Origin of the sequence: Arthrobacter sp. NPDC092385 (assembly GCF_044755105.1) — a bacterium.
Classification (GTDB): domain Bacteria; phylum Actinomycetota; class Actinomycetes; order Actinomycetales; family Micrococcaceae; genus Arthrobacter_D.
Map to the genome: position 1 here is coordinate 22,474 of NZ_JBIVQL010000007.1, position 22,229 is coordinate 44,702.

Here is a 22,229-nt window from a genome sequence, read left to right on the forward strand (position 1 = left end):
TTCGATTGCCTTGCACTGTGGTGTTCCCGGGGCGGGAGCACCGTCACTGGCCCAGGATCACGTGGGCAGCGTCTATGGCACGGTCGGTCACCGTGGTGGGCGCCTCGAGGTGCACGGCTCCCGAGGGGATGATGCCCGCCCCGCCGAAGCGTTCCATGACGCGCCACTGGGCGGCGACGTCCTCTCCTGCGTGGTCGGGCGGGAGCCTGTCCCAGAAGTCGAATCCGCCGCACTCCAGGAGTGCCTCGCGGTCGAACAGGACGCACCCGCCCACCCAGGCGACGCGGTACAGCCTCCACCCGCCCGGCGGGATGGCGAGTTCGGCGGCGGCGTGTGCCAGGTTCGCCGCATTGTGCAGCGGCCAGCGGGCGAAGCCCTCCGTGTCCGGTCGGATCCGCTCCGGCAGCACCTCGTCGCCGGGCCAGAGGGCCAGCTCCGTGCGCTCGTGGGGCCTGCGGTCGTCCAGGTAGGACAGGCCCTGGACGGCGGACCCGATGAATCCGCACCCAGCGGCCCTGAGTGCCCTCACCATGCGGTGCAGCGACCCGGGTTCGAGCCAGACATCGTTGTCGAGGAAGAGGACGAGCGGCGCGCCGGCCAGTCCGAGGAGGTGGTTCCGGTGCTCGGCCAGACCCCTGCGGGGCAGGTGGCGCTCGAGCCGGACCGTCCGTCCCTGGGCCTCGAGCACCCGCACCATGGCGCGGACGGCCGGCTGGCCGAGGGACGCGGCGTCGTCGTCGGTCTGGTCGCTGACGATGACGCGGAACGGGACACCCTCCTGCGCCGCGAGTCCGGACAGGGTCACCGCGAGCTCGGCCGGACGCCCGAAGGACGGGATGAGCACATCGACGACGGCTTCCTCCCGGGCCGGGTCCAGCGCCCACTCCCCCGACCAGCGCGGTGTCACGGCGCGTCCCCCGCCACGCGCGTCGACCGGATCCTTCGGACCACGTCCGCGGTGGACCGTTCCGGCACGTAGTCGAGGATGCTGACCCTTCCGCCACAGGCCTCGACGGCCGGCGCCTCCTCCAGCATCTGGGCTGTGTAGTCGCCGCCCTTCGCATAGACGTCCGGCTTCAGCAGCTCGATGAGCGGGACCAGGGTGTCGGTCCCGAAGACGGTGACGTAGTCGACGCAGCTCAGCGACGCGATGATGCCCGCGCGGTCGGCGATCGGGTTGATGGGCCGATCGGGGCCCTTGAGCCTGCGGACGCCGTCGTCGTCGTTCAGCGCCACCACGAGGACGTCGCCCAGCTGCTTCGCCTGGTTGAGGTAGCGGGTGTGGCCCCGGTGCAGCACATCGAAGCAGCCGTTGGTGAGCACGATCCGCTTCCCGGCCGCGCGGTCCTCCTCGACCCTGCGCAGGAGGTCGGCCGTCGCCAGTGCGGTGTCCGCGAACTGCTGGAGATGGCCCGTCAGGTCCGCCGTCGTGCAGACGGAGGTGCCGGGCCGGTGCACGACGACGTCGGCGGCGGCCTGCGCGAGGTCGAGGCTCGTGGTGAGCGGCAGGCCGGCCGCGCGTGCAGCCGTGAGGCTCGCCACGAACGTGTCCCCCGCGCCCGAGGCCTGCTTCTCGGTGGCGGGCTTGGCCCAGGTGCGGTGTTCCTCGCCGTCCTGCCCGAGCAGCACCGTACCGTCGCGGTCCAGGGTGACGACCACGGCGGCGGCGTTCGTGGCCGCGAGGAGCTCCGTCCGCCGTTCGGCCACCGTCGCAGCCCTGTCGGACCGCGGATCGAGGCGCGTCGCGAGGACCTGCGCGGCCTCCTGCGCATTCGGGGTGACGATGTCCGGGCCGAGCGCGGACCAGGCCGCGGTGTCGTGCGCGTCGACGACGACGAGCGTTCCCGGCTCGATGCTCGAGGCATGGCCGAGCGCCGCCCGGACCTCCTCGCCGAGTGCCCCCGAGCCGTAGTCGCACACGACGACGGCGTCGGCGCCGGCCACGGCGTCGGGGATCCTGGCGGCGAGCGCGGTGACCGCCGCCGCGGGAAGGCCGTCATGCGTGTCGTCGAGCCTGAGCATCACCTGGTCCCCACCGAGGATCCGGTACTTCGTGGTGGTGCCCACCTGCGGGTCCTGCACGAGGTGCGTGGTGTCCACGCCGGCGTCCTCGAGGATGCCGCGCAGGCGCCGCCCGGCGTCGTCGGTACCGATCAGGCCGCACATGCGGACCCTCGCCCCCAGGGCGGCGAGGTTCATGGCGGTGTTCGCCGCGCCGCCCGCCGCATAGTCGCGGCGCGTGATGTCGACGACCGGTGCCGGCGCCTCGCGGCAGAAGCGCTCGATGGTGCCGCTCCACCAGCCGTCCAGCATCGCGTCGCCCACCACGGTGACGTGCGGCGCACGATCGGCGATGGCGGCCGGGACCCAGGCCGCGAGCCCGCGGACCTCCGCCAGGTCGCTCACGCCGTCGTTCGTACCCGGCACACCCTCGTCGGGGCGGTCCTGCAGCTCATCGTCCATCAGTCGTTCTCCTGCGGGGGTGAGCTGATGTGCACGACCTTCACGAGGGCGAACTCGTCGAGCAGCTCCGGGCCGTACCCGAAGCCCGCTCCGCTGATGCCGCGGGGCTGCGCGGATCCGCCGGGCGCCCCTCCGAACACCGCGTTGACCTTGACCGTGCCGACGGCCAGCCCGGCGATGGCCCGCTGCGCGTGGGCGATGCTGCCGGTCAGCACCGATGCCGCGAGGCCGTAGGGGCCCGCCGCGGCCAGCCGAAGCGCCTCCTCGAAGCTGTCGACGACGGTGACGGGAGCCACGGGCCCGAAGGTCTCCTCCGTCATGACGGTCATCGCCCCGGTGCAGTCTGTGAGGACCGTGGCGGGGTAGTGCGCGCCCGGCCCGTCCGGCACCGCGCCGCCCTCGAGGCACTGCGCACCCTGGCGGAGGGCCTCGCCGACCTGGCCGTCCACGGTTTCCCGCATGCGGCGGTCCACCAGCGGCGGGAACGTCCCGCTCGTGTTGCGGCCGCGAGCCTCCTCGGCCAGCGCCGCCAGGAACGGCTCGGCGACGGCCCGGTGCACATAGATGCGCTCCACCGAGGTGCAGATCTGGCCCGCGTTGGCGAAGGCGCCGAGCGCCGCCTGGCCCGCCGCCCACACCGGGTCCACATCGGCGTCCACGATCAGCGGATCGTTGCCACCGTTCTCACGGATGACGTGGGCGCCGGTGAGGGACGCGGCACGGGCTATCCGTGCTCCGGTGGCGCTGGACCCGACGTGCGCGAAGACGTCCACGCCCGTCTCCATGGTGATCATCTGGCCCACTCCGGCCCCTCCGGTCAGCGTGGTGAAGACGCCGTCCGGGAAGGCCGGCTGCAGCAGGCGCCCGAGCAGTTCGCCCACGTGCGGGCACCGTTCGCTCGGCTTGTGGATGACGGCGTTGCCCGTGACGAGCGCCGCGCCGATCAGGCCGGCCGCCACGGCCACGGGATCGTTCCAGGGGGTCAGCAGCACGGCGACCCCGCGCGGCTCGGCGACGGTGTAGTCGGTGGCGGTGACGGCTCCGCGGAGGCTGAGCCCGCGGTGCACCGGCCCGAGTTCGGCGTACTGCTCGAGGGTGGAGATCCCTGCCTCGATCCCGCCCAGGGCGTCCTCGAGGGGTTTGCCGGTCTCGCGGGTGTTGAGTTCGGCCAGCTCCCGGGCACCTGCCCGCAGCGCCGCTGCCGCACTGCGGAGTGCTGCGCCGCGGACCGCCGGGCTCGTGGCCGCCCACTCGGGCTGCACCGTGCGGGCGAGGGAGATCGCGAGTGCCACCTGCTCACGGGCGGCGCACGGGAGAGTCCCCACCTCGCTGCCGTCGCTCGGGTCGTGGATGGTGATGGACTCGTCGTCCTGCACATCAAGCAGGGGGTGTGCCTGGGAGTTGATGGACATTGCGCTCCTTGATGTCGTGTACCGCCGCGGCCCGTTCGCAGCCTGCGGCTAGTGGTCCCGTACCCAGCTCCGGCGCGTTCACACACGGCACCGGCCGATTTCTGCGCCGCACCCGCGCAGTCATCAGCACGCTTAGCATATGGTGGCAGGAGGACGCGCGGCGGCTCGTCCGCCCCGGGCACAGCCGTGGGCAGCGGGAGCACCGCTGTGTAGGGATGGAGGGGCAGGACGACGGCCGGGCGGCACTCGAGGGTCACCAGGGACAGGAACGGGGAAGGACTCCATGCAGCAGGACACGACGGCGGATTTCGGCGGGCGACAGGACACGGCGCGGTCCGTGGGACCCGTGCTCGCACCGTTCGAGGACATCCGACGGATCGCCGTCCTGCGCGGAGGCGGCCTCGGTGACCTCATGTTCGCCCTGCCGGCCATCTCCGCGCTGAAGCACCGGTACCCGGAGGCCGAGATCACGCTCCTGGGCATGCCCGGGCACGCCGCCCTGCTCACCGGCAGGCCGGGGCCGGTGTCCGCCGTGCTGGAACTCCCCGCCTCCCCCGGCGTCCGCCCCGGCGACGAGGATCCCGGAACCGTCGACCGGTTCTTCGCCGGCATCCGGGGGTCCTTCGACCTCGCCGTCCAGCTGCACGGCGGCGGCCGCAATTCCAATCCGTTCCTCCTGCGGCTGGAGGCCCGCCACACCGTCGGCACCCGCACTCCCGACGCCGTCGCACTCGAGCGCACCATTCCCTACGTCTACTACCAGCACGAGGTGTTCCGCGCGCTGGAGGTCGTGGGGCTGGCCGGGGCCGTGCCGGTGGACCTGGAGCCCCGGGTGCAGGTGCTGCCCGCTGAAGCCGACCGCGCGGCGCAGCTGACCCGTGGGGGCGCGCTGGTGGCACTGCACCCCGGTGCCACCGACCCGCGCCGCAGGTGGCCGTCGTCGTCGTTCGCCCAGGTCGCGGTGCGTGCTGCCGCGGACGGCTGCGAGGTGGTGGTGGTCGGGGACCCGACGGATGTCCCGGCGGCCGAGGAGATCGTGCGCCTGGCGCTCGAGCAGGACCCGACGGCGGACGTCCGGTCGCTCGCCGGCCGGCTGACCCTCGGCGAGCTGACGGGGGTCCTGGACCGCAGCGCCGTCATGGTCGGCAACGACAGCGGCCCCCGCCACCTCGCCCAGGCCGTCGGCACGCCGACCGTGGGCGTCTACTGGATCGGCAATGTGATCAACGCGGGGGCGATGGGACGGACGCTCCACCGCGTGCATTTCTCGTGGGTGACGCACTGCCCCGTCTGCGGGGTGGATGTCACGCAGGTGGGCTGGACGGCGGAACGCTGCGAGCACGATGACTCGTTCGTCGCTACCGTCCAGCCCGACGCCGTCTACGCGGACGTGGCCGAACTCAGGGCCACGAGCCTTCTTCTGCGTGGGCGATGACCATCTCGCGGATCTCGCAGCTCTTGGGCTGCGAGAGCGCGAAGAGGATCGCCTCGGCGACGCGCTCGGGGTCGTTGAGGCGTGAGTCGTCCTGCGGCTTGTACTGCTCGTCGCGGTCGTCGAAGAACCGCGTCTTCATGCCGCCGGGGATGATCGTCGTGACGCCGATCTGGCCCGCCGTCTCGGCGGCCAGGGCCTGCGAGAAGCCCATGACCCCGAACTTGGAGGCGCAGTAGGCCGTCGCGTCGCCGACGGCCTTGATGCCCAGCGTCGAGGCGATCGTGACCACGCGGCCGTGCGTCTTCTTCAGGTACGGCAGCGCGGCACGGGCGGTCGATGCGGTGCCCATGAGGTTCACGCCGATCACCTTCTCCCACTGGTCGGCGGGCACCGTGTCGAGCGCTCCGCACCGGTCGATGCCGGCGGCGGTGACGACGGCGTCCAGGCCGTCCATCATCTCGGCCGCCTCGCGGACCGCTGCCTCCACGGCCTCGCGGTCGGCGACGTCGACCTCGAAGGCCTTGACGCCCGTCACGCGGCTGATGTCGCGGTCGAGCACCACGGGGGTCCCTCCCGCGGCGATCACGCCCTGCACGATGGCCGCGCCGAGGCCGGAGCCTCCGCCGGTCACCAGGACGCGTCCCGGGTTGAAGCCCGGAGTTCCTGCGGTGGTCGTTGCGTTCTCGGTCATGTTCGTTCCTTTCGTTGCGTGTGCCGGCCGCCGGAAGGGACCGGGCACGGATCTGCAGCCCGTCAGCCGACTCGTGCGAGGGCGGCTGCAAGTTTGGTGGTGGAGCGGGCCGGGATGTAGGGGACCGTGACGGTCCTGCCACCCCAGCTGCTCACGAGCGCGGCCTCGGGGAGGTCCTCCGCCGCATAGTCGCCGCCCTTGACCCAGATGTCGGGCTGCAGGCGGGAGATGGCGTTCTCCGGCGTCGACTCGCCGAAGACGAGCACGGCGTCGACGCACTCGAGGGCGGAGAGCAGTTCGGCGCGGTCCTCCTGCTTGATGATGGGCCGGTTCTCGCCCTTGAGCCCCCGCACCGACTCGTCCGAATTGAGGCAGACGATCAGGCAGTCGCCCAGCTGGCGCGCGGCGGCGAGCGTCCGTGCGTGGCCGGCATGGAGGAGGTCGAAGCATCCGCCGGTGGCGACGACCGTCCCGCCCGCCTCGCGCGTCCGGCGAGCGACGTTGAGGGCGTCGAGGCCGTCGACGGGCAGCTGCTGCGGCGCATCCTCCCGCCGGTTGCCCATGGCGCTCACGCCACCGGAGCCGAGGAAGCGGGCTGCGGATTCCGTCGCCTGCTGCGCGGCGGCGTCGATCGCGGCTCCCTCGGCGAGCCCGACGGCGAGCGCGGAGGCGAAGCGGTCGCCCGCACCGCAGGGGTCGGAGGCGCTCACGCGGGGTGCGGGCACCACCTGGGGCAGGAGCCCGGCGGCGGCGACGAGCGCGCCGTGCTCTCCCATGGTGACGAGCACCGCCCGGCTCCCCCAGGCCTCCAGCAGGACGTCGGCGGCGGCCGCCGCGGCCTGCGTGCCGGTCCCCTGCACGTCCGCGAAGCGGAGGGCCTCGCCGATGTTCGGGGTCACCGCGGCGACGCCCGGGACAGGCTGCACCCCCGAGGGGTGGGGGTCCCAGACCACCGGCGTGGACCCGGTGAGGGCTTCCAGCCGGGCGCGCAACCCCCCGTTGGCGAGCAGGCCGCGGCCGTAGTCGGCTGCGATGATCGCGTCGGCACCGTCGAGTGCGGTCAGCATCTCCTCGGTGCAGCCCGGCACGGGCGGCTTCGCGCATCCTTCGTCGAAGCGCACCACCGGCTGGCCCGAAGCGCGCACCCGGGTCTTCACCGGCGTCGGGGCGCCCGAGGGACCGGCGACGACGGTGATGCCCTCGAGCTCTGCGCGCAGCAGCCCGGCGGCGTCGTCCTCGCCGAGGACGGTCACGAGGACGGCGTCGTGTCCGTCGGCCTGCAGCATGCGGGCCACGAGGCCTGCACCACCGGCGCGGCGCTGGACGGCGTCGACGTCGACGACGGGCACGGGTGCGTCGGGAGAGAGCCGGCCGGCACCGCCGGACAGGTCCGTGTCGAGCAGTACGTCCCCGACCACCACGATCCTCATCGCTTCTCCTCCTGGCGGCGGCGGTGCACTTCGGCATCGAAGGCCCTGCAGATCGCGTGGAGGGCGATCAGGTGGCCCTCCTGGGCGTTCGCGGACTTCGCGTCGATCGCCACGAAGTCGTCGACGCGCTCGGTCAGCGGATTCGGTCCCGCCCCGGTGAGCGCCCAGGTGGTGATCCCGGCGTCGCGCGCCGCGTCCACCGCGTGCAGCAGGTTCGGACTCTTCCCGCTCGTGCTCAGGAGCACGAGGATGTCTCCCTGCCGGCCGTGGGCGCTCACCTGGCGGGCGAACATGCGGTCGAAGCCGTAGTCGTTGGCGATCGCCGTGACCGCGGAGCTCTCGGCGTGGAGGGAGATCGCGGAGAACGGTTCGCGTTCGCCGTCGAAGCGGCCCACGAGTTCGGCGGTGAGGTGCTGGGCCTCGGCGGCCGAGCCCCCGTTGCCCGCGGCGAGGAGGCGCTGGCCGGCCAGCAGGCGATCGGCCATCTCCACCCCCCAGCCGGCGAGGGTGCCGACATTCTGGAGGAGGGACTCGATGGCCGGGGTGACGGCGCGCAGGTGGTCCGTCACGAGCCGCCGCGAATCCGTCTGGACCTGGTCCAGGCTGCCCGGGGTCCTGCCCCCGGCCGGCGCAGCTGCAGCCCGTCCCGCGGCGTCGATGCGCGTGTCCGCTGATACGTCGGAGATGTGTGTGGTCACAGTGCCCTGCCTCCCGTGCTTTCGAGTCGACGCGCGGCGCTCCGCCGCGCCGTGGCCGGTTGTGCCGGCGCTGCCGCGTTGAGGGCCGTCTGGTAGGCCCTCTCCGTGTCGGCGGCGATCCTGCTCCACGAGTACCGGGCCTTCACGCGGCGGTAGCCGTTGTCGCCGAGTTCGCGGGCCCATGCGGGATCCGCCAGCATCTCGGCGACTGCGACGGCGATGGCCGCCGGGTCCTGGGGCGGTACATGGAGGCCGGTCTTGCCGTCCACCACGGTGTCGACGAGGCCGCCGACGGCTGCGGCGACCACGGGGACGCCGCAGGCCATGGCCTCGAGCGGGACGATGCCGAACGGCTCGTACCAGGGTGCGCAGACGACGGCGTCGGCACTGCGGAGGACGGCGGGCATCTCCGCCCGGGACACCTGCCCCCGCAGGACCACGCGGTCGGCGACGCCGAGCTCGGCGGCCAGCGCGCGGAGGCGCTGCGCCTCGGGATCGTCCTCGAGCCCGGTCGAGTTGCCTGCACCCCCCACGATGACGAGTTCGACGTCGTCCTGCCCACGCTCGGCGAGCTGACGCAGGGCGCGGATGGCGAGGTCCATGCCCTTGCGGGGCACGAGCCGGCCGACGCTCACGATGCGGTGCGCGCGGCCGCGGTCCTCCACGGGACCCCTGGGCGTGAACAGCTCGAGGTCGACGCCGCAGGGGGCGATCGAGACCCGGCTGCCCGGGACGCCCATCGCCTTGAGCTCGAACACCTCGTCGGAGCACGTCGCGACGATCCGGTCCGCGCTGCGTCCCACCATCGCCTCGAGCATGAGCCGCTCGGACGGGCTGGTGTCCTCCGCCCCCTGGTGGCGCCGCTTGACGGTGCCGAGGGCGTGGAAGGTCTGGACGACCTGCACGGGGCGGCCAGCGCTCCGTGACTGGCGGGCGGCGTCGAGCGCGGCGATACCCGACATCCAGAAATGTCCGTGCACGATGTCCGGTGCGTCCTGGCCCCAGTCCTCGACGATCCCTTCGGCGAACTCGCCCATGTACGGCAGCAGCAGGTCCTTGGGGACGCTGCGGACGGGCCCTGCGGTGACGTGGACGACCTCCAGCCGGGGGTCGGTCCGCACGCGGTCCGGCAGCGCGGGATCGTCACGCCGCGTATACACCGTGACCTCGTGTCCCCGCCGGGCGAGCGCGAGGGACAGTTCGGCGACGTGGACGTTCTGTCCGCCGGCGTCGACTCCCCCCAGGGCCGCGAGCGGGCTTGCATGCTCAGACACCATCGATATCCTCACTGCGCTTTCCTTTCTGTAACCGCCAGGACACGGTGACGCATCGGTTCCTGCTCCAGGACGTCGTCCCAGTCGGCGAGGAACCGGGCGAGCCCGTACCGTGCGAGTGCCGCCTCCCGTGCGGCCAGTCCCCGTGTCCGGGCTTCGTCCGGATCGTCGATGAGGCGTGCTGCCATCCGTACGAGGTCGTCGATGCTGGTCGAGATGGCCCCGGCCTCCGCGGGGACCGCGCGTGCCGCCTCCGTCGTCGCGAGTGCCAGCACGGGAAGCCCGACATGCATGGCCTCGAGGAGCGAGAGTCCGAGGGAGGTCCAGCGCAGGGGGTGGACGTAGGCCCGCGAGCGCCCGAGCCGGGCGTGGAGCTCCGCCATGGGAAGGTCGCCCCCGATGCGCAGTTCTCCGGGTCCGAGGTCCAGCGCGTCGGCGAGACTGTCCGTCCCCATGCCGAACACCTCGAGCGGGGCGACGCCGGCGAAGCGCGGCAGCAGGTCGGTCCCGGTGATCCTGCCGCGGCGGACGGGTTCGTTGATCACCGCGGCGAGCTGTTCCAGCTCCCCCGTGTAGAGGTAGCCCGGGTCCACGATGCCGTGCTCGATGACCTTCGTCCTCGCACCACCGTTGTCCCAGAAGAGCTCGTTGAAGTGCGTGACGTGGAGGACCGGGATGTCCGCCTGGCCCGCCAGGGGATGGACCGTGCCCACGATGTCGCGCCGCGGAGTGTTGTGCTCGAGGAACACCGCCGGCAGGTCGCGGCCGGGCGTGCGCCCCAGGAGCCGCTCGCACTCGGCGATCTCCTCGACCCTCTGCAGGACGACGACATCGATGTCGGCATCCGCCAGGTCCTCCGGCGCCACTTCGATGACGGACACCGGCCAGTCACGCCCGGCCCGGCCGAGGCCCCATGCGCCGCCGTCGGGCGTGGTGGGCAGCACGTACGTGTGCGCACCGCGCACGAAGGCGTCGGTCCAGCCGCCGTGGACGTGCCATAACAGGATCCTCATCGGTTTCCCCTCGTTGTTCTGCGGCCATCGGAGCGGCCGATGCTGCGGCGTGAGCCGAGTGACGATATTCCGGAACTGAGGCGGAGGACGGCGTCCACGACGTCCTCCGGGGAGACATTGGACAGGCACGGATGGCCCTGCACCGGGCAGATGCGCGCGCGGCTGAGGGCGCATGCGGCGTCCTGGTCACCCAGGAGTTCCACCGGCACGCGGTACGGTGCCCAGCGGATGGCCGGCACCACGGGCGAGAACAGGCACACCACGGGAGTGCCGACAGCCGCCGCGAGGTGCGCCGGGCCGGTGTTGCCGGTGATGACCACGGATGCCCCGGCGAGGACGGATCCCAGCGTGGCGAGGTCGGTCCGGCCGCCGAGGTCCAGGGCCTCGGGGCCGGCGACGGTCGAGGTCAGGTCGGTCTCGTTCGGTCCTCCCGTGACGACGACGCGGAACCCGGCCGCGGTGAGGAGTTCGACGGCGGCCGCGTGGTGCAGGGGCGGCCACGCGCGGGCGGGCACTGAGGCGCCCGGGTGGACCACGACGTACGGGCCCCTGCCCACGAGGTCCGAGGCGTCCGTGAGGTCGGCGACCTGGAGCCTGCCGTCGTCGCCGGGCGGCAGCGCGTAGCCGGCGGCCTCCGCGATACCGAGCGCGCGCTCGGCCTCCGGCTGGTCCTCGGGGAAGTCCTCCCCCGGCTTGAGGCGGACATCGAGGAGCGACCCCGCGTAGTCGACGGAGGCCCCGGCGATCCGGCGTATCCCGGCGAGCCGGAGCAGCAGCGCGAGCGGCAGCGGTGACTGGTGGAAGGAGGTCAGGAGAACCGCCTCGTCGACGCCGAGGGCCACCACGGCGTCGTGCAGCTCGCCCATCAGCTCGGGCGTGGGCTCGGGGGCGGGATCGATGATCCAGGGCGCGGACCAGGTGAGGACGTCGACGACGCCGGGCAGCAGGCGGGCCGCGGCCGCGCCCTGCGGCCCGCACAGCATGACGACGTCGTTCGGTGAGTCCCCGTGGTCCCCGGCGGCGATGGCGCGGACGGCCGGTCCGGCCAGCAGGACGTCGCCGGCGCTGTCGAGGCGGGCGACGAGGACGCGGCGCCTCACGGGCCCTCCGCCCACAGCGCGGCGACGGCGCCGGCGAGATCCGCGGCGACGGCCGGAGCCGAGCGGATCTCCTCCCCGAGCGTGATGTCGGTCGGCACCAGTACGGCCCGGGCACCGGCGGCGGCAGCGGCGCCCATGTCGGCTCCGATGTCCCCGATCACGGCGACCTCGGACGGCTCGAGGTCCAGGCGCGCGCTGGCCGAGAGGACCATGCCGGGTGCCGGTTTGCGGCACGGGCAGCCGTCGTCGGAACCGTGGGGGCAGACCTCCCACACGTCGAACGGCCCGAGCAGCTCCTCGACGCGCGCGTTGACGGCGTCGACCTGCTCCCGCGTGACGTAGCCCCGCGCGATCCCGGACTGGTTGGTGACCACGCCGACGGGGATACCGCGTGAGCGCAGTCCGTCGAGGACCTCGCGGGCTCCGGGCATGGGCTGCACGAGGGAAGGGTCGCCGTTGTAGGGGACGTCCACGACGATGGTCCCGTCGCGGTCGAACAGGACCGCCCGGGGCGCTGTCCGTGGACGTCCGGCCGAAGTATGCATACAGGCTTAGTTCCCGAGAAGAAGCAGTACTAAACACTTTGTGCCGAACTTCTTCTCCGGCCGTCCCGCCCGCACCCCGGCGGGGCCGCCGACGGCAGCGTGCGATGGCCGGCGTGCGACGGGTGGCACCTGATCCTCTGGCAGGATGATTCGCATGACTTCCGAGGGCACCAGCGCCGCGAGCGCCCGCCAGATCCCCGCATCGACTCCCGCTCCGGACGGACGCCCCGAGATCCTGGCCCTGCGGGCGCTCAAGCTCGGTGACCTCCTCGTGGCGGTGCCGGCACTGAAGGGACTGCGCCGGGCCTTCCCGGACCACCGCATCCTCTACGCGGCGCAGGAATGGCTCCGGCCCATCGTCGGGCTGACCGACGCGATCGACGACCTGCTGCCCACCCACGGACTCGACGACCCCCTGCCCATCGAGCACGGGCGGATCGACCTGGCCGTGAACCTGCACGGGAACGGGGCCGAGAGCAGGGGCCGCCTCGAGGAGATCGGCGCGAGACGCCTTCTGGGCCACCGCTCGCCGGGCTGGGAGGGCCCCGAGTGGGACAACGACGCCCTCGAACGCGAGCGCTGGGCCTCGCTCGTCAGCTGGCACGGGGTCCCTGCCGATCCGCTGGACTGCCGCCTGCGGGTGCCCGACGGCGAGAGCCACGCCCCCGGCGCCGTCGTCGTCCATGTCGGAGCCGCCTACGGCAGCCGCCTGTGGCCCGTGGAGCGGTTCGCGGCAGTGGCGCGTTCCCTGGCCGCGGCCGGTCATCGGGTGGTGTTCACGGGGAGCGGGAAGGAGCGACCGCGCGCCCTCGCGGTCGCCGACGCCGCCGGGCTGCCCGAGGAGTCCGTCGCGGCGGGGAACCTCCCCCTCGACCGCTTCGCGCGACTGATCGCGGATGCGTCCCTCGTGATCTCCGCCGACACGGGGGCCGCCCACCTCGCGTCGGCCTACGCGAGGCCGTCGGTCATCCTCTTCGGGCCGGCACCGGTGTCCTCGTGGGGGCCGCCGCCCGGACCCCACACCGTCCTGACGGATGAATCGCTGCGCGTCGGCGAGACGTTCTCCCCCACCCCGGATCCGGCCCTCCTGGCCGTGACCGTGGAGCAGGTGCTGGCCGCAGCGGCGGACCACGGCATCTCCTAGGCGCGCCGGAGCCCTCCCGGACTCCGCACACGGACCGACCCGAGGTTCAGCGGGTGCAGCTTCTCAGGCGATGCTCGACCGCGCGGGGCGCTGGTCCTGCCCGGCAGGTGCGCCGAGGAGCCGCTTCTGCAGCTTGACCAGGATCCGCGCCAGCGTCCTGGACACCTGCATCTGGGACATGCCGAGCTCGTCGCCGATCCCCTGCTGGGTCTGCTCCATGAAGTAGCGGCGGTAGAGGAGTTCCTTCTCGCTGCTGTCGAGTTCGTTGACGGCGCTGCGCAGGGAGATCATGTCGTCGCTGCGCTCCATGCCGTTGGAGTCGGTCGCCAGGGTGTCGGCCCAGCTGCGGCCTTCGAACGGCGCGTCGAGGGAGTCGGGGCGCAGGCTGGAATGGGAGGCCTGCGCTTCGAGGATCTTCTCCTCGGGCCAGCCCAGCTCGAGCCCCAGTTCGCGGGCGGTCGCTTCGCGCCCGAGGCGCTGAGCCATGGCGGGCGCCGTCCTGGCGATCTCGGTGCGGAGGTCCTGGACCTCCCGCGGCGGCCGGACCACCCAGCACGAATCCCGCAGGTACCGCTTGATCTCGCCGTTGATGGTCGGGACGGCGAACGAGGCGAAGGCGATGCCCCGCGCGGGGTTGAACCGCTGCACGGCCTTGATGAGCCCGAGGTACGCGACCTGGCGGATGTCCGACGCCTCCGGGCCCGTTGCCGCGAACGACCGCGCCACCGATTCCGCGATGTCCATGTGCCGCAGGGCGATGTCGTCCTGCAGTGCCGCCTTCAGGGGACGCTCCTGGTACGCGCCGTCGTCCGCCCCGTGCCCGACGACGGATGCGTCCGCGGGTTGTCCCTGGCGGTCGGCGTCGGTCGGTCGGGGTAGGGCGGTACTCTGCATGCTGTTCTCCGTCAGGCGTTGGACACTCACGCCTCCCAACAAAACATCAGCATGCTTAGTACGCAAGCACTTTTTGCCTTCTCAGCGGTTTTTCGCCGAAGTCTTCCCTTCTCCTACCAGCGGGTGTAGGGCGAGTCGCCCAACCGGGTGCCTCCGAGCACGCAAAAAGCCCCTGCCTCGGGGGCAAGGGGCCTCGTGGTGCCCGGAACGGTGGCTCCTGGCCTCAGCTCGGCACGGTCGCCGCAGGGCCGGAGGCGCCGGAGCCGTCGACGGCGACGCCCTCCTGGGGTGCATCGTCCGATGCCGCCCAGTTCCAGCGGGGAGCGCCCAGCTCGCGGATGACGGTCTGGAGGTGGCCCCGCAGTTCCTCCGAGACGAGACCGCCTCCCGCGACGAGCGTGCGCTCGATGTCGTCCGCGGTCTCGAGGACCTGCCGGCCTGCCGGGGAGATGGAGACCATGTGCGAGCGCCGGTCGAGATCGTTCCGCACGCGCGTCACGTGCCCCCTGGACTCGAGCCGCGCGAGCGTCTTGCCCATCGTCTGGGCCTGCACGCGCACGATCTGCGCGAGGCTCGCCTGCGTCATGGCGCCCTGGTCCGCGAGGACCCCGAGGGCGATGACCCCTGCATGGGTCACCCCGATGTCGACCAGCCGCTCGTTCCAGGCGTGCTCGACAAGGCGCGCCGCCGTCGTCAGCAGTCGACCCGTGGGCCATTGCTCCAGGTTGGGCATTGAACAGTGCACTTCCTCTCGGTTAGGAGACCGGCTGCCGCCGTCGGCGTCGGATCTTCCCTATGATAGCTAGGCCGGCTAGGAGTCTTCCCGGCCGGCGGGAAGGGCCGTGCCGCGCAGCGCGCCCTTCCGGCCGTCCCACGAATCCTCAGGAGTATGCATGTCGCAACGACTAGCCGCCGGTGATAGTGCCCCCGACTTTACGCTCAAGGACGCCCATGGCAGCGACGTGACACTGTCCTCGCTCCGGGAAAGCAGGGTGGTGGTCTACTTCTACCCGGCTGCCGCCACTCCCGGCTGCACCACCGAGGCCTGCGACTTCCGCGACAACCTGGCCTCGCTCGCCGGCGCCGGCTACAAGGTGCTGGGCATCTCCCCCGACCCGGTCCGTAAGCTCGCCGCCTTCGCGGACCAGGAGTCCCTGAACTTCCCGCTGCTCTCGGACGAGGACCATGCGGTCGCCGAAGCGTACGGCGCCTGGGGTGAGAAGAAGAACTACGGAAAGACCTACGAGGGGCTCATCCGCTCGACCGTCGTCGTCGACGCGGAGGGGAAGGTCTCGCTCGCCCAGTACAACGTGCGGGCCACCGGCCACGTCGCGAAGCTGCGGCGGGACCTCGGCATCGACCAGTAGGCATCGACCCGCAGGGATCGAACGCGCCTGTCCTTGGCGCTACAGTGAAGAGAAAGGGATGCACCCGGTCGGGTGCATCCGAGCGCGAGTGGCGGAATTGGCAGACGCGCTGGATTTAGGTTCCAGTGTCTTCGGACGTAGGGGTTCAAGTCCCCTCTTGCGCACAGTGAAGATCCTAGCGACAGCGGTTTCGCAAAGGCCTTCGTGGGGTAGTCGAGATCGGTGACAGACGTACCGCTGTCTCGATCCATGGCAACAATCAGGAGGCGCAGGAGGGCAGACGACTCGACCGCCTACGGCGTCAGCCGGTATGGGGAGGAAACGGGAAAGCAGACCCCGAAGACCTTCGAAGGCCCTGCATCCGCCGCTCTACTGCACGGCTCCCCACATCTGCGACGTCGTAGCGGAGCACATCGACAACGTGATCGGCATCGGGCCCGGGACGCGCTCGCAATACCGCAGGCTCCTCGAGAATGAGGATCGCGACGCCTTTCGCGAAGTGCTACGGCGCATTGATCGACTCGATCGCATTCGTCGAGAGGATGACCCGGCGGATCTCTCCACGTCGTATTCGAGGAACGACACGAAGTGAAGCCCACGAGTTCTCCGGAGCGTCTCGATTGCCGGATATCGGCCAGCCCACTCGGCGGCGAACTCCGTCAACCGGTCGGTCGCCGCCGCCTCACTCGGAGTACACACTGTTTCTCCTAGTGTTCCGAATCGATCCCTGGTGCCCGGAAGTGACACGCCCCATCCAGCAGGGTGACGTTCGGTGGTCGGTTGAGCTCCATGTGCGAAACTTGCGATCGTGTTCATCGAGGCTCCGACACCTGCGTATGGTCGGCACTTCGGCAAGCTGTCCCGACCGAGATGGGTCAGACCAGTCTCTTGGGTGGTCAGCATTGTGGGCTCGTCATTGCTTGTCTTGTATCGACAGCCTTCATCAGTTCGAGACGTAGTGTGGGCGGAAGACGGCGGCGTGTTCCTGCAGCAAGCACTCGATGGAAACGGAGGCGTATTCAATCCGTACGATGGCTACCTTCATCTCGTACCTCGGATAATTGCGGGTCTTACTGTCGCCGCCATTCCTCCCAGTGGATACGCGATGAGCATGAACCTGCTCAGCTGCCTCACCGTTGCCCTCGTCGCAGCTCTTGTCTTTCACTGTTCTCGAGAGTTGGACGAACGGCTGCACACTCGTATAGCTCTTGCATCCCTCGTCCTGTTGATCAGCTCCGGCCCGCTCGAAACAACGGGTAACACCGCTAACCTGCACTGGTACCTCTTGTTCGCTACGCCGTGGCTGCTGTTCAAGCGGCCTGGATCCAGGGGCGAAGCACTGATTCTTCTGTTGGCCGGAGCTGCTATATCCCTAACCGAGATTCTGTCCGTGATCTTCGTGCCGCTCGCACTGGTGCGGCATCGTGACAAGGCATTCTGGCCCGCACGTGTGGGCCTGCTTCTGGGACTCCTCTGCCAGCTGTGCGCAACCAGCCTCAACCCTAGGGTGACGAATGAGTCGGAACCGCTTGAGTTGGGCTCCACGGTCACGGGCTGGTTCGTCAACGCGGTGGGCACTCCCATTCTCGGGGAAACCTCGCACATCGGTGCTCTTGTGAACGGCTATGGATGGTTGCCCCTTGCTGCCTCCGCTGCGCTATTCGTTGCGGCATTTGCACTCGTGATGCGCATGGGCACTCCTCAACATCGCTTAGCCGCAGTCGTGGTGCTGGGGGCATCAATCACCCTTTGGGCTGCAACTCAGATCGTCAACCCCACACCGCTGCTCGATTACGCCAATTTCACGTCAGCTGACTGGGCGGAAGCTCGGCATTCAAGGTACGCCGTACCGACCTCGATGTTCGTGATGGCCCTGGTGCCTCTGGCGATGTCCGTTCTGCCTAAGCAGCGGGTAGTCGCCGGCACAGTATTACTCGCCGTCTTCTTCAGTGTGCAGGCGCTTACTCTCCTGCCCTCGGAGACCGCCCGAAGCGGTGGACCGGATTGGAGTGAAGCAACCGAAAGTGCAGTTGGAAAGTGCCATCGAGGGGCGCAAGAAGTAGTGCTGCCTGCAGCCCCGAAAGGCTGGGCCTCCGGCGGCGTCCGTATTCCTTGCGAGAAGTTGCGGTAGTGGCACCTGTGCAACGGGCTCGGGCGGAAGCAAACCGCGGGTGAACGGGGTCTTCAACGTGGAAAGGAACGTCGTCAGACGCTTGGAGCGTCCACCACGGTTCTCAAGTCCCCTCTTGCATCACCCGTCGTCGGACGGGTGGAGAAGCCCCGCCGGGCCCAGGAGCCCGGCGGGGCTTTTTCTCTGCCCTGAGCCACTGCCGGCTGCATCGCCGCAGGTCACGGGTAGGTCACGAAAGAGGACCGCGGAGACACGACGGAATTTTTCCTGAAGATCCAACCCATCCACCCCCACCGGGCGCCCGAAGTAACTGTGAGACATCGACACGATGTGTTTCATCGCAAGACCACCGACCACAGGCACCCGCCGGGTCCCATCTATGGAGGAAAATCTCATGGAAATCACCAAGCGCAGGAACCTCTCGATCCTCGGTATCGCAGCAGTCTCCATGTTCGGTCTCGCAGCCTGTGGAGGCGGCGAAGAGGCAGCATCCGAGGCCACCCCGAGCAGCATGGCCAGCGAGAGCAGCGAGAGCAGCATGGCCACTGAGTCGGCATCGCCGTCGGCAGAAGCGAGCATGAGCCCCTCGGCCTCCGCGGACGCCATGATGGATCCCGCAGCAAACCTCGTCGGCCCCGGCTGCGCCGGCTACGCCGAGACGGTCCCCGACGGCGCAGGATCGGTCGCCGGCATGGCCCTGGACCCCGTCGCCACCGCCGCCTCGAACAACCCCATCCTCACCCAGCTCACCGCTGCCGTCTCCGGCGGGATCAACCCCGACGTCGACCTCGTCGACACCCTCAACGGCGGCGAGTTCACCGTCTTCGCACCCGTCGACGAAGCCTTCGCCGCCCTGCCCGCCGAGGCCGTCGAGGGCCTCAAGACCGACACCGAGGGCCTCAGCAGCATCCTCACCTACCACGTCGTCCCCGGCAAGATCCAGCCCGCCGAGCTCGAGGGCACCACCCAGACCACCGTCCAGGGCGCCGACCTCGAGGTCACCGGCTCCGGCCAGGAACTCATGGTCAACGGCGCCAACGTCATCTGCGGCGGTGTCCAGACCGCCAACGCCGTCGTCTACCTCATCGACACCGTCATGATGCCCCCCGCAGCGGGCTAAGGACGCCTGACCTCCCTGGTCCAATCCTCTAACGTGTTCCAGGGATCACGGACGGACCCTCCACCTTCACGGTGGAGGGTGCGTTCCTGTCTCCGCGCATGGCGCGTTCCTCCATGGAACGTCCGGGGCCATCGCCTAGACTTGGGCATTCCAGACACCCGGAACCCTATGACCGGGCTCCCCCTGCCCCTCGGAGATCGAACCTGTGAAGACCCCTGCCGCGCGCCACACCCGCAACGGACGCGGGGCACGCGGCGTGATCGCGATGGCAGCAGTACTCGCGTCGGCGGTATCCCTGGTCTCCTGCACAGCAGGCGAGGTCGCACCACCGCAACCGACGACGACGACGGCAGCCGAGGCGCCCACCGATCTGTCCACCTTCACCTTCGGCACCGCCTCCGATCCCCGGACGCTGGACCCGGCACTCGCCAACGACACCGAGTCCTACCGCGTCACGCAGCAGATGATGCAGGGGCTCGTGGGCGTCGACCCCCTCACCTCCGAGCCGACCGCCCTGCTCGCCGAAGCATGGCGGGAGCAGGACGACGGCCGCGCCTACGAGTTCACGCTCCGGCAGGACGTCGTCTTCCAGGACGGCGTGCCGTTCGACGCCGCCGCCGTGTGCGCCAACTTCGACCGCTGGTACTCCACCCCCGCCGAAGCACGCGCCGGCGCGTCCCGGCTCCCCTTCGAGAGCGTGTTCAAGGCGTATTCCGACCAGCCCGACGTGAGCCTGTACGGAGGCTGCACGGCGACCGCGCAGTACACCGTCGAGGTGCAGCTCACGGGCCGGATCACCGGACTGGTCCCGGCGCTCGCCGCCCCCGCCTTCGCCATGTCCTCTCCCTCGGCCCTCGCACCCGGAGCGGCGGACGACCTCGGCCGGGCACCGGTCGGCACCGGTCCCTTCGAGCTCGTCTCCTGGGAGCCGGGCACCGTCGAACTGAGGTCCTTCGACGGTTACTGGGGCGAGCGCGGCGAGGTGGAGCGGGTGATCTTCACCACGATCGCCAATGCCGATTCCCGTGCACGCGCCCTCACCTCGGGCCGGATCGACGGCTATGACTTCGTCTCCGTGGACAGCGCCGTGGACCTCGCACGCAACGGACTCCAGTTCCTCCAGCGCGATCCCTACTCCGTGCTGTACCTCGGGATGAACGAGGAGTTCCCGGGTGTCGACAACCCCCTCTTCCGTGAGGCCGTCGCCCATGCGGTGGACAAGGACGCCCTGATCGAGGGCCGCTTCCTGCAGGGCACCAAGCCGGCGCGCCAGTTCATCCCGGAGAAGCTCGGCGTGAGCAACGACACGGTGGAGGACTACGGGTACGACCTCGACCTCGCCAGGGAGCTGCTCGAGGAATCCGGCTACGACGGGCGCGAGCTTCCCTTCTATTACCCGCGCAACGTTTCCCGGGCCTACCTCCCTTCCCCCGAGAAGGCCTATGCCGAGCTCAGCCGGCAGCTGACCGAGGCAGGCTTCAACATCAAGCCCGTGCCGATCGACTGGACCGACGGCTATGTGGCCGCAGTCCAGGCGTCCGGCGACCGGGCCTTCCACCTCCTGGGCTGGAGCGGAAGCTACCAGGACCCGGACAACTTCGTGGGCGCCCTCTTCGGCAGCTACAGCGCCGAGTTCGGCTACGAGGACCCGCAGCTCTTCAGCAAGATCAACCGGGCACGTGGCCTGCCCGCGGGCGAGGAGCGCACGGCCGCGTACGCGGACATCAGTTCGCGGATCTCGGACAGGATCCCGGCCGTGCCTCTCGCCTTCCCGATCTCCGCACTCGCGATGAGTGCCCGCGTCACGACGTACCCGGTCAGCCCGGTGATGAACGAGGTCTTCAACCGGATCGATCTGGCCGGCGTCGAGCCCCGGCCCGCACCCTCCGAGTGACACTTCCGGCGCCTGCGGCCGGCAGCCCGGGTGGGCCCCGACGGATTTAAGTAAGGTCACCACCAGACGCTAGGCTTTCCCTGCTAGGACCTCGCGACTGGAGATGACGTTGACCACTAAGAATCAGGGCACACCGGCCAAGACCACCGACGTCGTTTTGATCGGCGGCGGGATCATGAGCGCCACGCTCGGTGCCTTCCTGCGTCAGCTCCAGCCCGAGTGGGACATCTCGCTCTTCGAACGCCTCGACGTCGCCGGCCTGGAGAGCTCCGATCCCTGGAACAACGCAGGTACCGGCCACTCCGCGCTGTGCGAGCTGAACTACTCGCCCGCGGGCAAGGACGGGTCCGTGGACCCCGCCAAGGCCGTCGCCATCAACGAGCAGTTCCAGGTCTCGCGGCAGTTCTGGTCGCACATGGTCTCCGAGGGCCACCTCGGCGATCCCCGCAGCTTCATCAACCCCGTGCCGCACATGAGCTTCGTCTGGGGCCAGGCGAACGCCGAGTACCTGCGCAGGCGCTACGAGGCGCTCAGCCCGCAGCCGCTGTTCAGCACCATGGAGCACAGCGAGGACCACGACACCATCGCCGGGTGGACCCCCCTGGTCATGAAGGGCCGCAACCCCTCGCAGCCCGTCGCGGCGTCCCGCGTCGAGGGCGGTACCGACGTCGACTTCGGCGCCCTGACCCGGCAGCTCACCGGCTACCTGGAGGGCACCGGCGTCGACCTGCACTACGGCTTCGACGTGCTCGACGTCGCACGGGCCTCCGACGGCCGCTGGGACGTCAAGGTCAGGAGCAGGGCGACGGGCGAGACCACCACGGTGACCACGAAGTTCGTCTTCATCGGTGCCGGCGGCGGCGCCCTCCACCTCCTGCAGCGCAGCGGCATCCCCGAAGGCCGGGGCTTCGCCGGCTTCCCCGTCTCCGGGCAGTTCCTCCGGTGCACCGACCCGGAGCTCGTGAACCAGCACAACGCGAAGGTCTACGGCCAGGCATCGGTCGGCGCACCGCCGATGTCCGTCCCCCACCTGGACACGCGCTTCGTCCAAGGAGAACGTTCCCTGCTCTTCGGCCCGTACGCCGGTTTCTCCACCAAGTTCCTCAAGCGCGGGTCCTACCTGGACCTCCCGTCGTCCATCCGCACCTCGAACCTCGTGCCGATGCTCGCCGTCGCCAAGGACAATATGTCGCTGACCAAGTACCTCATCACCGAGGTCCTGAAGAACCGCGATGCGAAGAACGAGTCGCTCAACGAATTCCTGCCGTCCGCCGAGGGTGGCAGCTGGGAACTGATCTCGGCCGGGCAGCGTGTACAGGTCATCAAGAAGGCACCGAAGAAGGGTGGCGTGCTGCAGTTCGGCACCGAGGTCATCACCTCCGCCGACGGCACGGTGGGAGCCCTCCTCGGAGCCTCGCCCGGCGCCTCGACGGCGGCCCCGATCATGGTGGAACTGCTCAAGCGCTGCTTCCCGGCCAAGATGTCCGGCTGGGAGCCGAAGCTGAAGGAGATGCTGCCCGGGTACGGCGTCAAGCTCAACGAGAACCCGTCCCTCGCGGCCGACGTCCAGTCCCTGACAGATCGGGTCCTCAAGCTCAAGTAGCACCAGGCGGAGCCA

19 protein-coding genes and 1 tRNA gene are annotated in these 22,229 nt (G+C 70.2%); 8 read left to right on the top strand and 12 right to left on the bottom strand.

Annotated elements, in window-relative coordinates:
• Positions 1–43: 43 nt before the first annotated feature.
• The 3 genes from ACIQCY_RS10485 to ACIQCY_RS10495 are packed head-to-tail and all read right to left on the bottom strand — an operon-like array spanning position 44 to position 3,875.
• Positions 44–907, bottom strand: a complete 864-nt coding sequence (locus ACIQCY_RS10485; protein WP_400483832.1) for a glycosyltransferase family 2 protein — start codon at positions 905–907, stop codon at positions 44–46.
• Positions 904–2,463: a PfkB family carbohydrate kinase gene (locus tag ACIQCY_RS10490; protein ID WP_400483833.1), complete on the bottom strand. Its 1,560-nt coding sequence runs from the start codon at positions 2,461–2,463 to the stop codon at positions 904–906. Before ACIQCY_RS10490 ends, ACIQCY_RS10485 begins: the two co-directional genes overlap by 4 nt.
• Positions 2,463–3,875: an aldehyde dehydrogenase family protein gene (locus ACIQCY_RS10495; protein ID WP_400483834.1), complete on the bottom strand. Its 1,413-nt coding sequence runs from the start codon at positions 3,873–3,875 to the stop codon at positions 2,463–2,465. Before ACIQCY_RS10495 ends, ACIQCY_RS10490 begins: the two co-directional genes overlap by 1 nt.
• A gap of 283 nt (positions 3,876–4,158) precedes the next feature.
• Between ACIQCY_RS10495 and ACIQCY_RS10500 the strand changes: the two genes are divergently transcribed.
• Positions 4,159–5,310 carry a glycosyltransferase family 9 protein gene (locus ACIQCY_RS10500; protein WP_400483835.1) on the top strand — a complete coding sequence of 384 codons (1,152 nt, stop codon included), beginning with the start codon at positions 4,159–4,161 and terminating at the stop codon, positions 5,308–5,310.
• Here ACIQCY_RS10500 and ACIQCY_RS10505 read toward each other — a convergent pair.
• From ACIQCY_RS10505 to ACIQCY_RS10535, 7 genes are all read right to left on the bottom strand, one after another.
• On the bottom strand, positions 5,276–6,001 hold the full coding sequence (locus ACIQCY_RS10505) for an SDR family oxidoreductase (RefSeq protein ID WP_400483836.1): 726 nt from the start codon (positions 5,999–6,001) through the stop codon (positions 5,276–5,278). The genes ACIQCY_RS10500 and ACIQCY_RS10505 overlap by 35 nt on opposite strands.
• A 62-nt stretch (positions 6,002–6,063) precedes the next feature.
• Positions 6,064–7,431 (bottom strand): PfkB family carbohydrate kinase, encoded by a 1,368-nt coding sequence (locus ACIQCY_RS10510; protein ID WP_400483837.1) that lies wholly within the window; start codon positions 7,429–7,431, stop codon positions 6,064–6,066.
• Positions 7,428–8,129: an SIS domain-containing protein gene (locus tag ACIQCY_RS10515; protein ID WP_400483838.1), complete on the bottom strand. Its 702-nt coding sequence runs from the start codon at positions 8,127–8,129 to the stop codon at positions 7,428–7,430. Before ACIQCY_RS10515 ends, ACIQCY_RS10510 begins: the two co-directional genes overlap by 4 nt.
• Complete coding sequence (locus tag ACIQCY_RS10520) at positions 8,126–9,418, bottom strand: glycosyltransferase (RefSeq protein WP_400483839.1); 1,293 nt, start codon at positions 9,416–9,418, stop codon at positions 8,126–8,128. The genes ACIQCY_RS10515 and ACIQCY_RS10520 overlap by 4 nt, the downstream gene beginning before the upstream one ends.
• The gene (locus ACIQCY_RS10525) at positions 9,415–10,416 is read right to left on the bottom strand and encodes a glycosyltransferase (protein WP_400483840.1); all 1,002 of its coding nucleotides are present in this window, start codon (positions 10,414–10,416) and stop codon (positions 9,415–9,417) included. Before ACIQCY_RS10525 ends, ACIQCY_RS10520 begins: the two co-directional genes overlap by 4 nt.
• A complete protein-coding gene (locus ACIQCY_RS10530) occupies positions 10,413–11,516 on the bottom strand; it encodes a glycosyltransferase family 9 protein (RefSeq protein WP_400483841.1) in 1,104 nt (367 codons plus the stop codon). Before ACIQCY_RS10530 ends, ACIQCY_RS10525 begins: the two co-directional genes overlap by 4 nt.
• On the bottom strand, positions 11,513–12,061 hold the full coding sequence (locus ACIQCY_RS10535; RefSeq protein ID WP_400483842.1) for a D-glycero-alpha-D-manno-heptose-1,7-bisphosphate 7-phosphatase: 549 nt from the start codon (positions 12,059–12,061) through the stop codon (positions 11,513–11,515). Before ACIQCY_RS10535 ends, ACIQCY_RS10530 begins: the two co-directional genes overlap by 4 nt.
• A 154-nt stretch (positions 12,062–12,215) precedes the next feature.
• Here ACIQCY_RS10535 and ACIQCY_RS10540 point away from each other — a divergent pair, with 154 nt between their 5' ends.
• Positions 12,216–13,205 carry a glycosyltransferase family 9 protein gene (locus ACIQCY_RS10540; RefSeq protein WP_400483843.1) on the top strand — a complete coding sequence of 330 codons (990 nt, stop codon included), beginning with the start codon at positions 12,216–12,218 and terminating at the stop codon, positions 13,203–13,205.
• A 63-nt stretch (positions 13,206–13,268) separates the two neighbouring features.
• Here ACIQCY_RS10540 and ACIQCY_RS10545 read toward each other — a convergent pair whose 3' ends face one another.
• Entirely contained in the window at positions 13,269–14,099 is an 831-nt protein-coding gene (locus ACIQCY_RS10545; RefSeq protein WP_400483844.1) for a sigma-70 family RNA polymerase sigma factor, read from the bottom strand.
• Between the two features lie 223 nt (positions 14,100–14,322).
• The gene (locus tag ACIQCY_RS10550; RefSeq protein ID WP_400483845.1) at positions 14,323–14,832 is read right to left on the bottom strand and encodes a MarR family winged helix-turn-helix transcriptional regulator; all 510 of its coding nucleotides are present in this window, start codon (positions 14,830–14,832) and stop codon (positions 14,323–14,325) included.
• Between the two features lie 160 nt (positions 14,833–14,992).
• On the opposite strand from ACIQCY_RS10550, the gene bcp reads away from it, so the two are divergent.
• The 6 genes from bcp (at position 14,993) to ACIQCY_RS10580 (ending at position 22,214) form a co-directional block, all read left to right on the top strand.
• A complete protein-coding gene (gene bcp / locus ACIQCY_RS10555) occupies positions 14,993–15,466 on the top strand; it encodes a thioredoxin-dependent thiol peroxidase (protein ID WP_400483846.1) in 474 nt (157 codons plus the stop codon).
• 82 nt (positions 15,467–15,548) lie between these two features.
• Positions 15,549–15,630, top strand: a tRNA-Leu gene (locus ACIQCY_RS10560).
• An 815-nt stretch (positions 15,631–16,445) separates the two neighbouring features.
• Positions 16,446–17,597: a hypothetical protein gene (locus ACIQCY_RS10565; RefSeq protein ID WP_400483847.1), complete on the top strand. Its 1,152-nt coding sequence runs from the start codon at positions 16,446–16,448 to the stop codon at positions 17,595–17,597.
• 394 nt (positions 17,598–17,991) lie between these two features.
• The gene (locus ACIQCY_RS10570; protein WP_400483848.1) at positions 17,992–18,717 is read left to right on the top strand and encodes a fasciclin domain-containing protein; all 726 of its coding nucleotides are present in this window, start codon (positions 17,992–17,994) and stop codon (positions 18,715–18,717) included.
• Between the two features lie 205 nt (positions 18,718–18,922).
• On the top strand, positions 18,923–20,611 hold the full coding sequence (locus tag ACIQCY_RS10575) for an ABC transporter substrate-binding protein (RefSeq protein WP_400483849.1): 1,689 nt from the start codon (positions 18,923–18,925) through the stop codon (positions 20,609–20,611).
• A 103-nt stretch (positions 20,612–20,714) separates the two neighbouring features.
• Positions 20,715–22,214: a malate:quinone oxidoreductase gene (locus ACIQCY_RS10580; RefSeq protein ID WP_400483850.1), complete on the top strand. Its 1,500-nt coding sequence runs from the start codon at positions 20,715–20,717 to the stop codon at positions 22,212–22,214.
• Positions 22,215–22,229: the final 15 nt, after the last annotated feature.

Excerpts from the sequence above, each read along its gene's own strand:
- ACIQCY_RS10525 (WP_400483840.1), bottom strand. The coding sequence starts at position 10,416 with ATGAGGATCCTGTTATGGCACGTCCACGGCGGCTGGACCGACGCCTTC.
- ACIQCY_RS10500 (WP_400483835.1), top strand. The coding sequence starts at position 4,159 with ATGCAGCAGGACACGACGGCGGATTTCGGCGGGCGACAGGACACGGCG.
- ACIQCY_RS10570 (WP_400483848.1), top strand. The coding sequence starts at position 17,992 with ATGGAAATCACCAAGCGCAGGAACCTCTCGATCCTCGGTATCGCAGCA.
- ACIQCY_RS10545 (WP_400483844.1), bottom strand. The coding sequence starts at position 14,099 with ATGCAGAGTACCGCCCTACCCCGACCGACCGACGCCGACCGCCAGGGA.
- ACIQCY_RS10580 (WP_400483850.1), top strand. The coding sequence starts at position 20,715 with ATGACGTTGACCACTAAGAATCAGGGCACACCGGCCAAGACCACCGAC.
- ACIQCY_RS10495 (WP_400483834.1), bottom strand. The coding sequence starts at position 3,875 with ATGTCCATCAACTCCCAGGCACACCCCCTGCTTGATGTGCAGGACGAC.
- ACIQCY_RS10510 (WP_400483837.1), bottom strand. The coding sequence starts at position 7,431 with ATGAGGATCGTGGTGGTCGGGGACGTACTGCTCGACACGGACCTGTCC.
- ACIQCY_RS10490 (WP_400483833.1), bottom strand. The coding sequence starts at position 2,463 with ATGGACGATGAGCTGCAGGACCGCCCCGACGAGGGTGTGCCGGGTACG.
- ACIQCY_RS10505 (WP_400483836.1), bottom strand. The coding sequence starts at position 6,001 with ATGACCGAGAACGCAACGACCACCGCAGGAACTCCGGGCTTCAACCCG.
- ACIQCY_RS10535 (WP_400483842.1), bottom strand. The coding sequence starts at position 12,061 with ATGCATACTTCGGCCGGACGTCCACGGACAGCGCCCCGGGCGGTCCTG.
- bcp (WP_400483846.1), top strand. The coding sequence starts at position 14,993 with ATGTCGCAACGACTAGCCGCCGGTGATAGTGCCCCCGACTTTACGCTC.
- ACIQCY_RS10540 (WP_400483843.1), top strand. The coding sequence starts at position 12,216 with ATGACTTCCGAGGGCACCAGCGCCGCGAGCGCCCGCCAGATCCCCGCA.
- ACIQCY_RS10550 (WP_400483845.1), bottom strand. The coding sequence starts at position 14,832 with ATGCCCAACCTGGAGCAATGGCCCACGGGTCGACTGCTGACGACGGCG.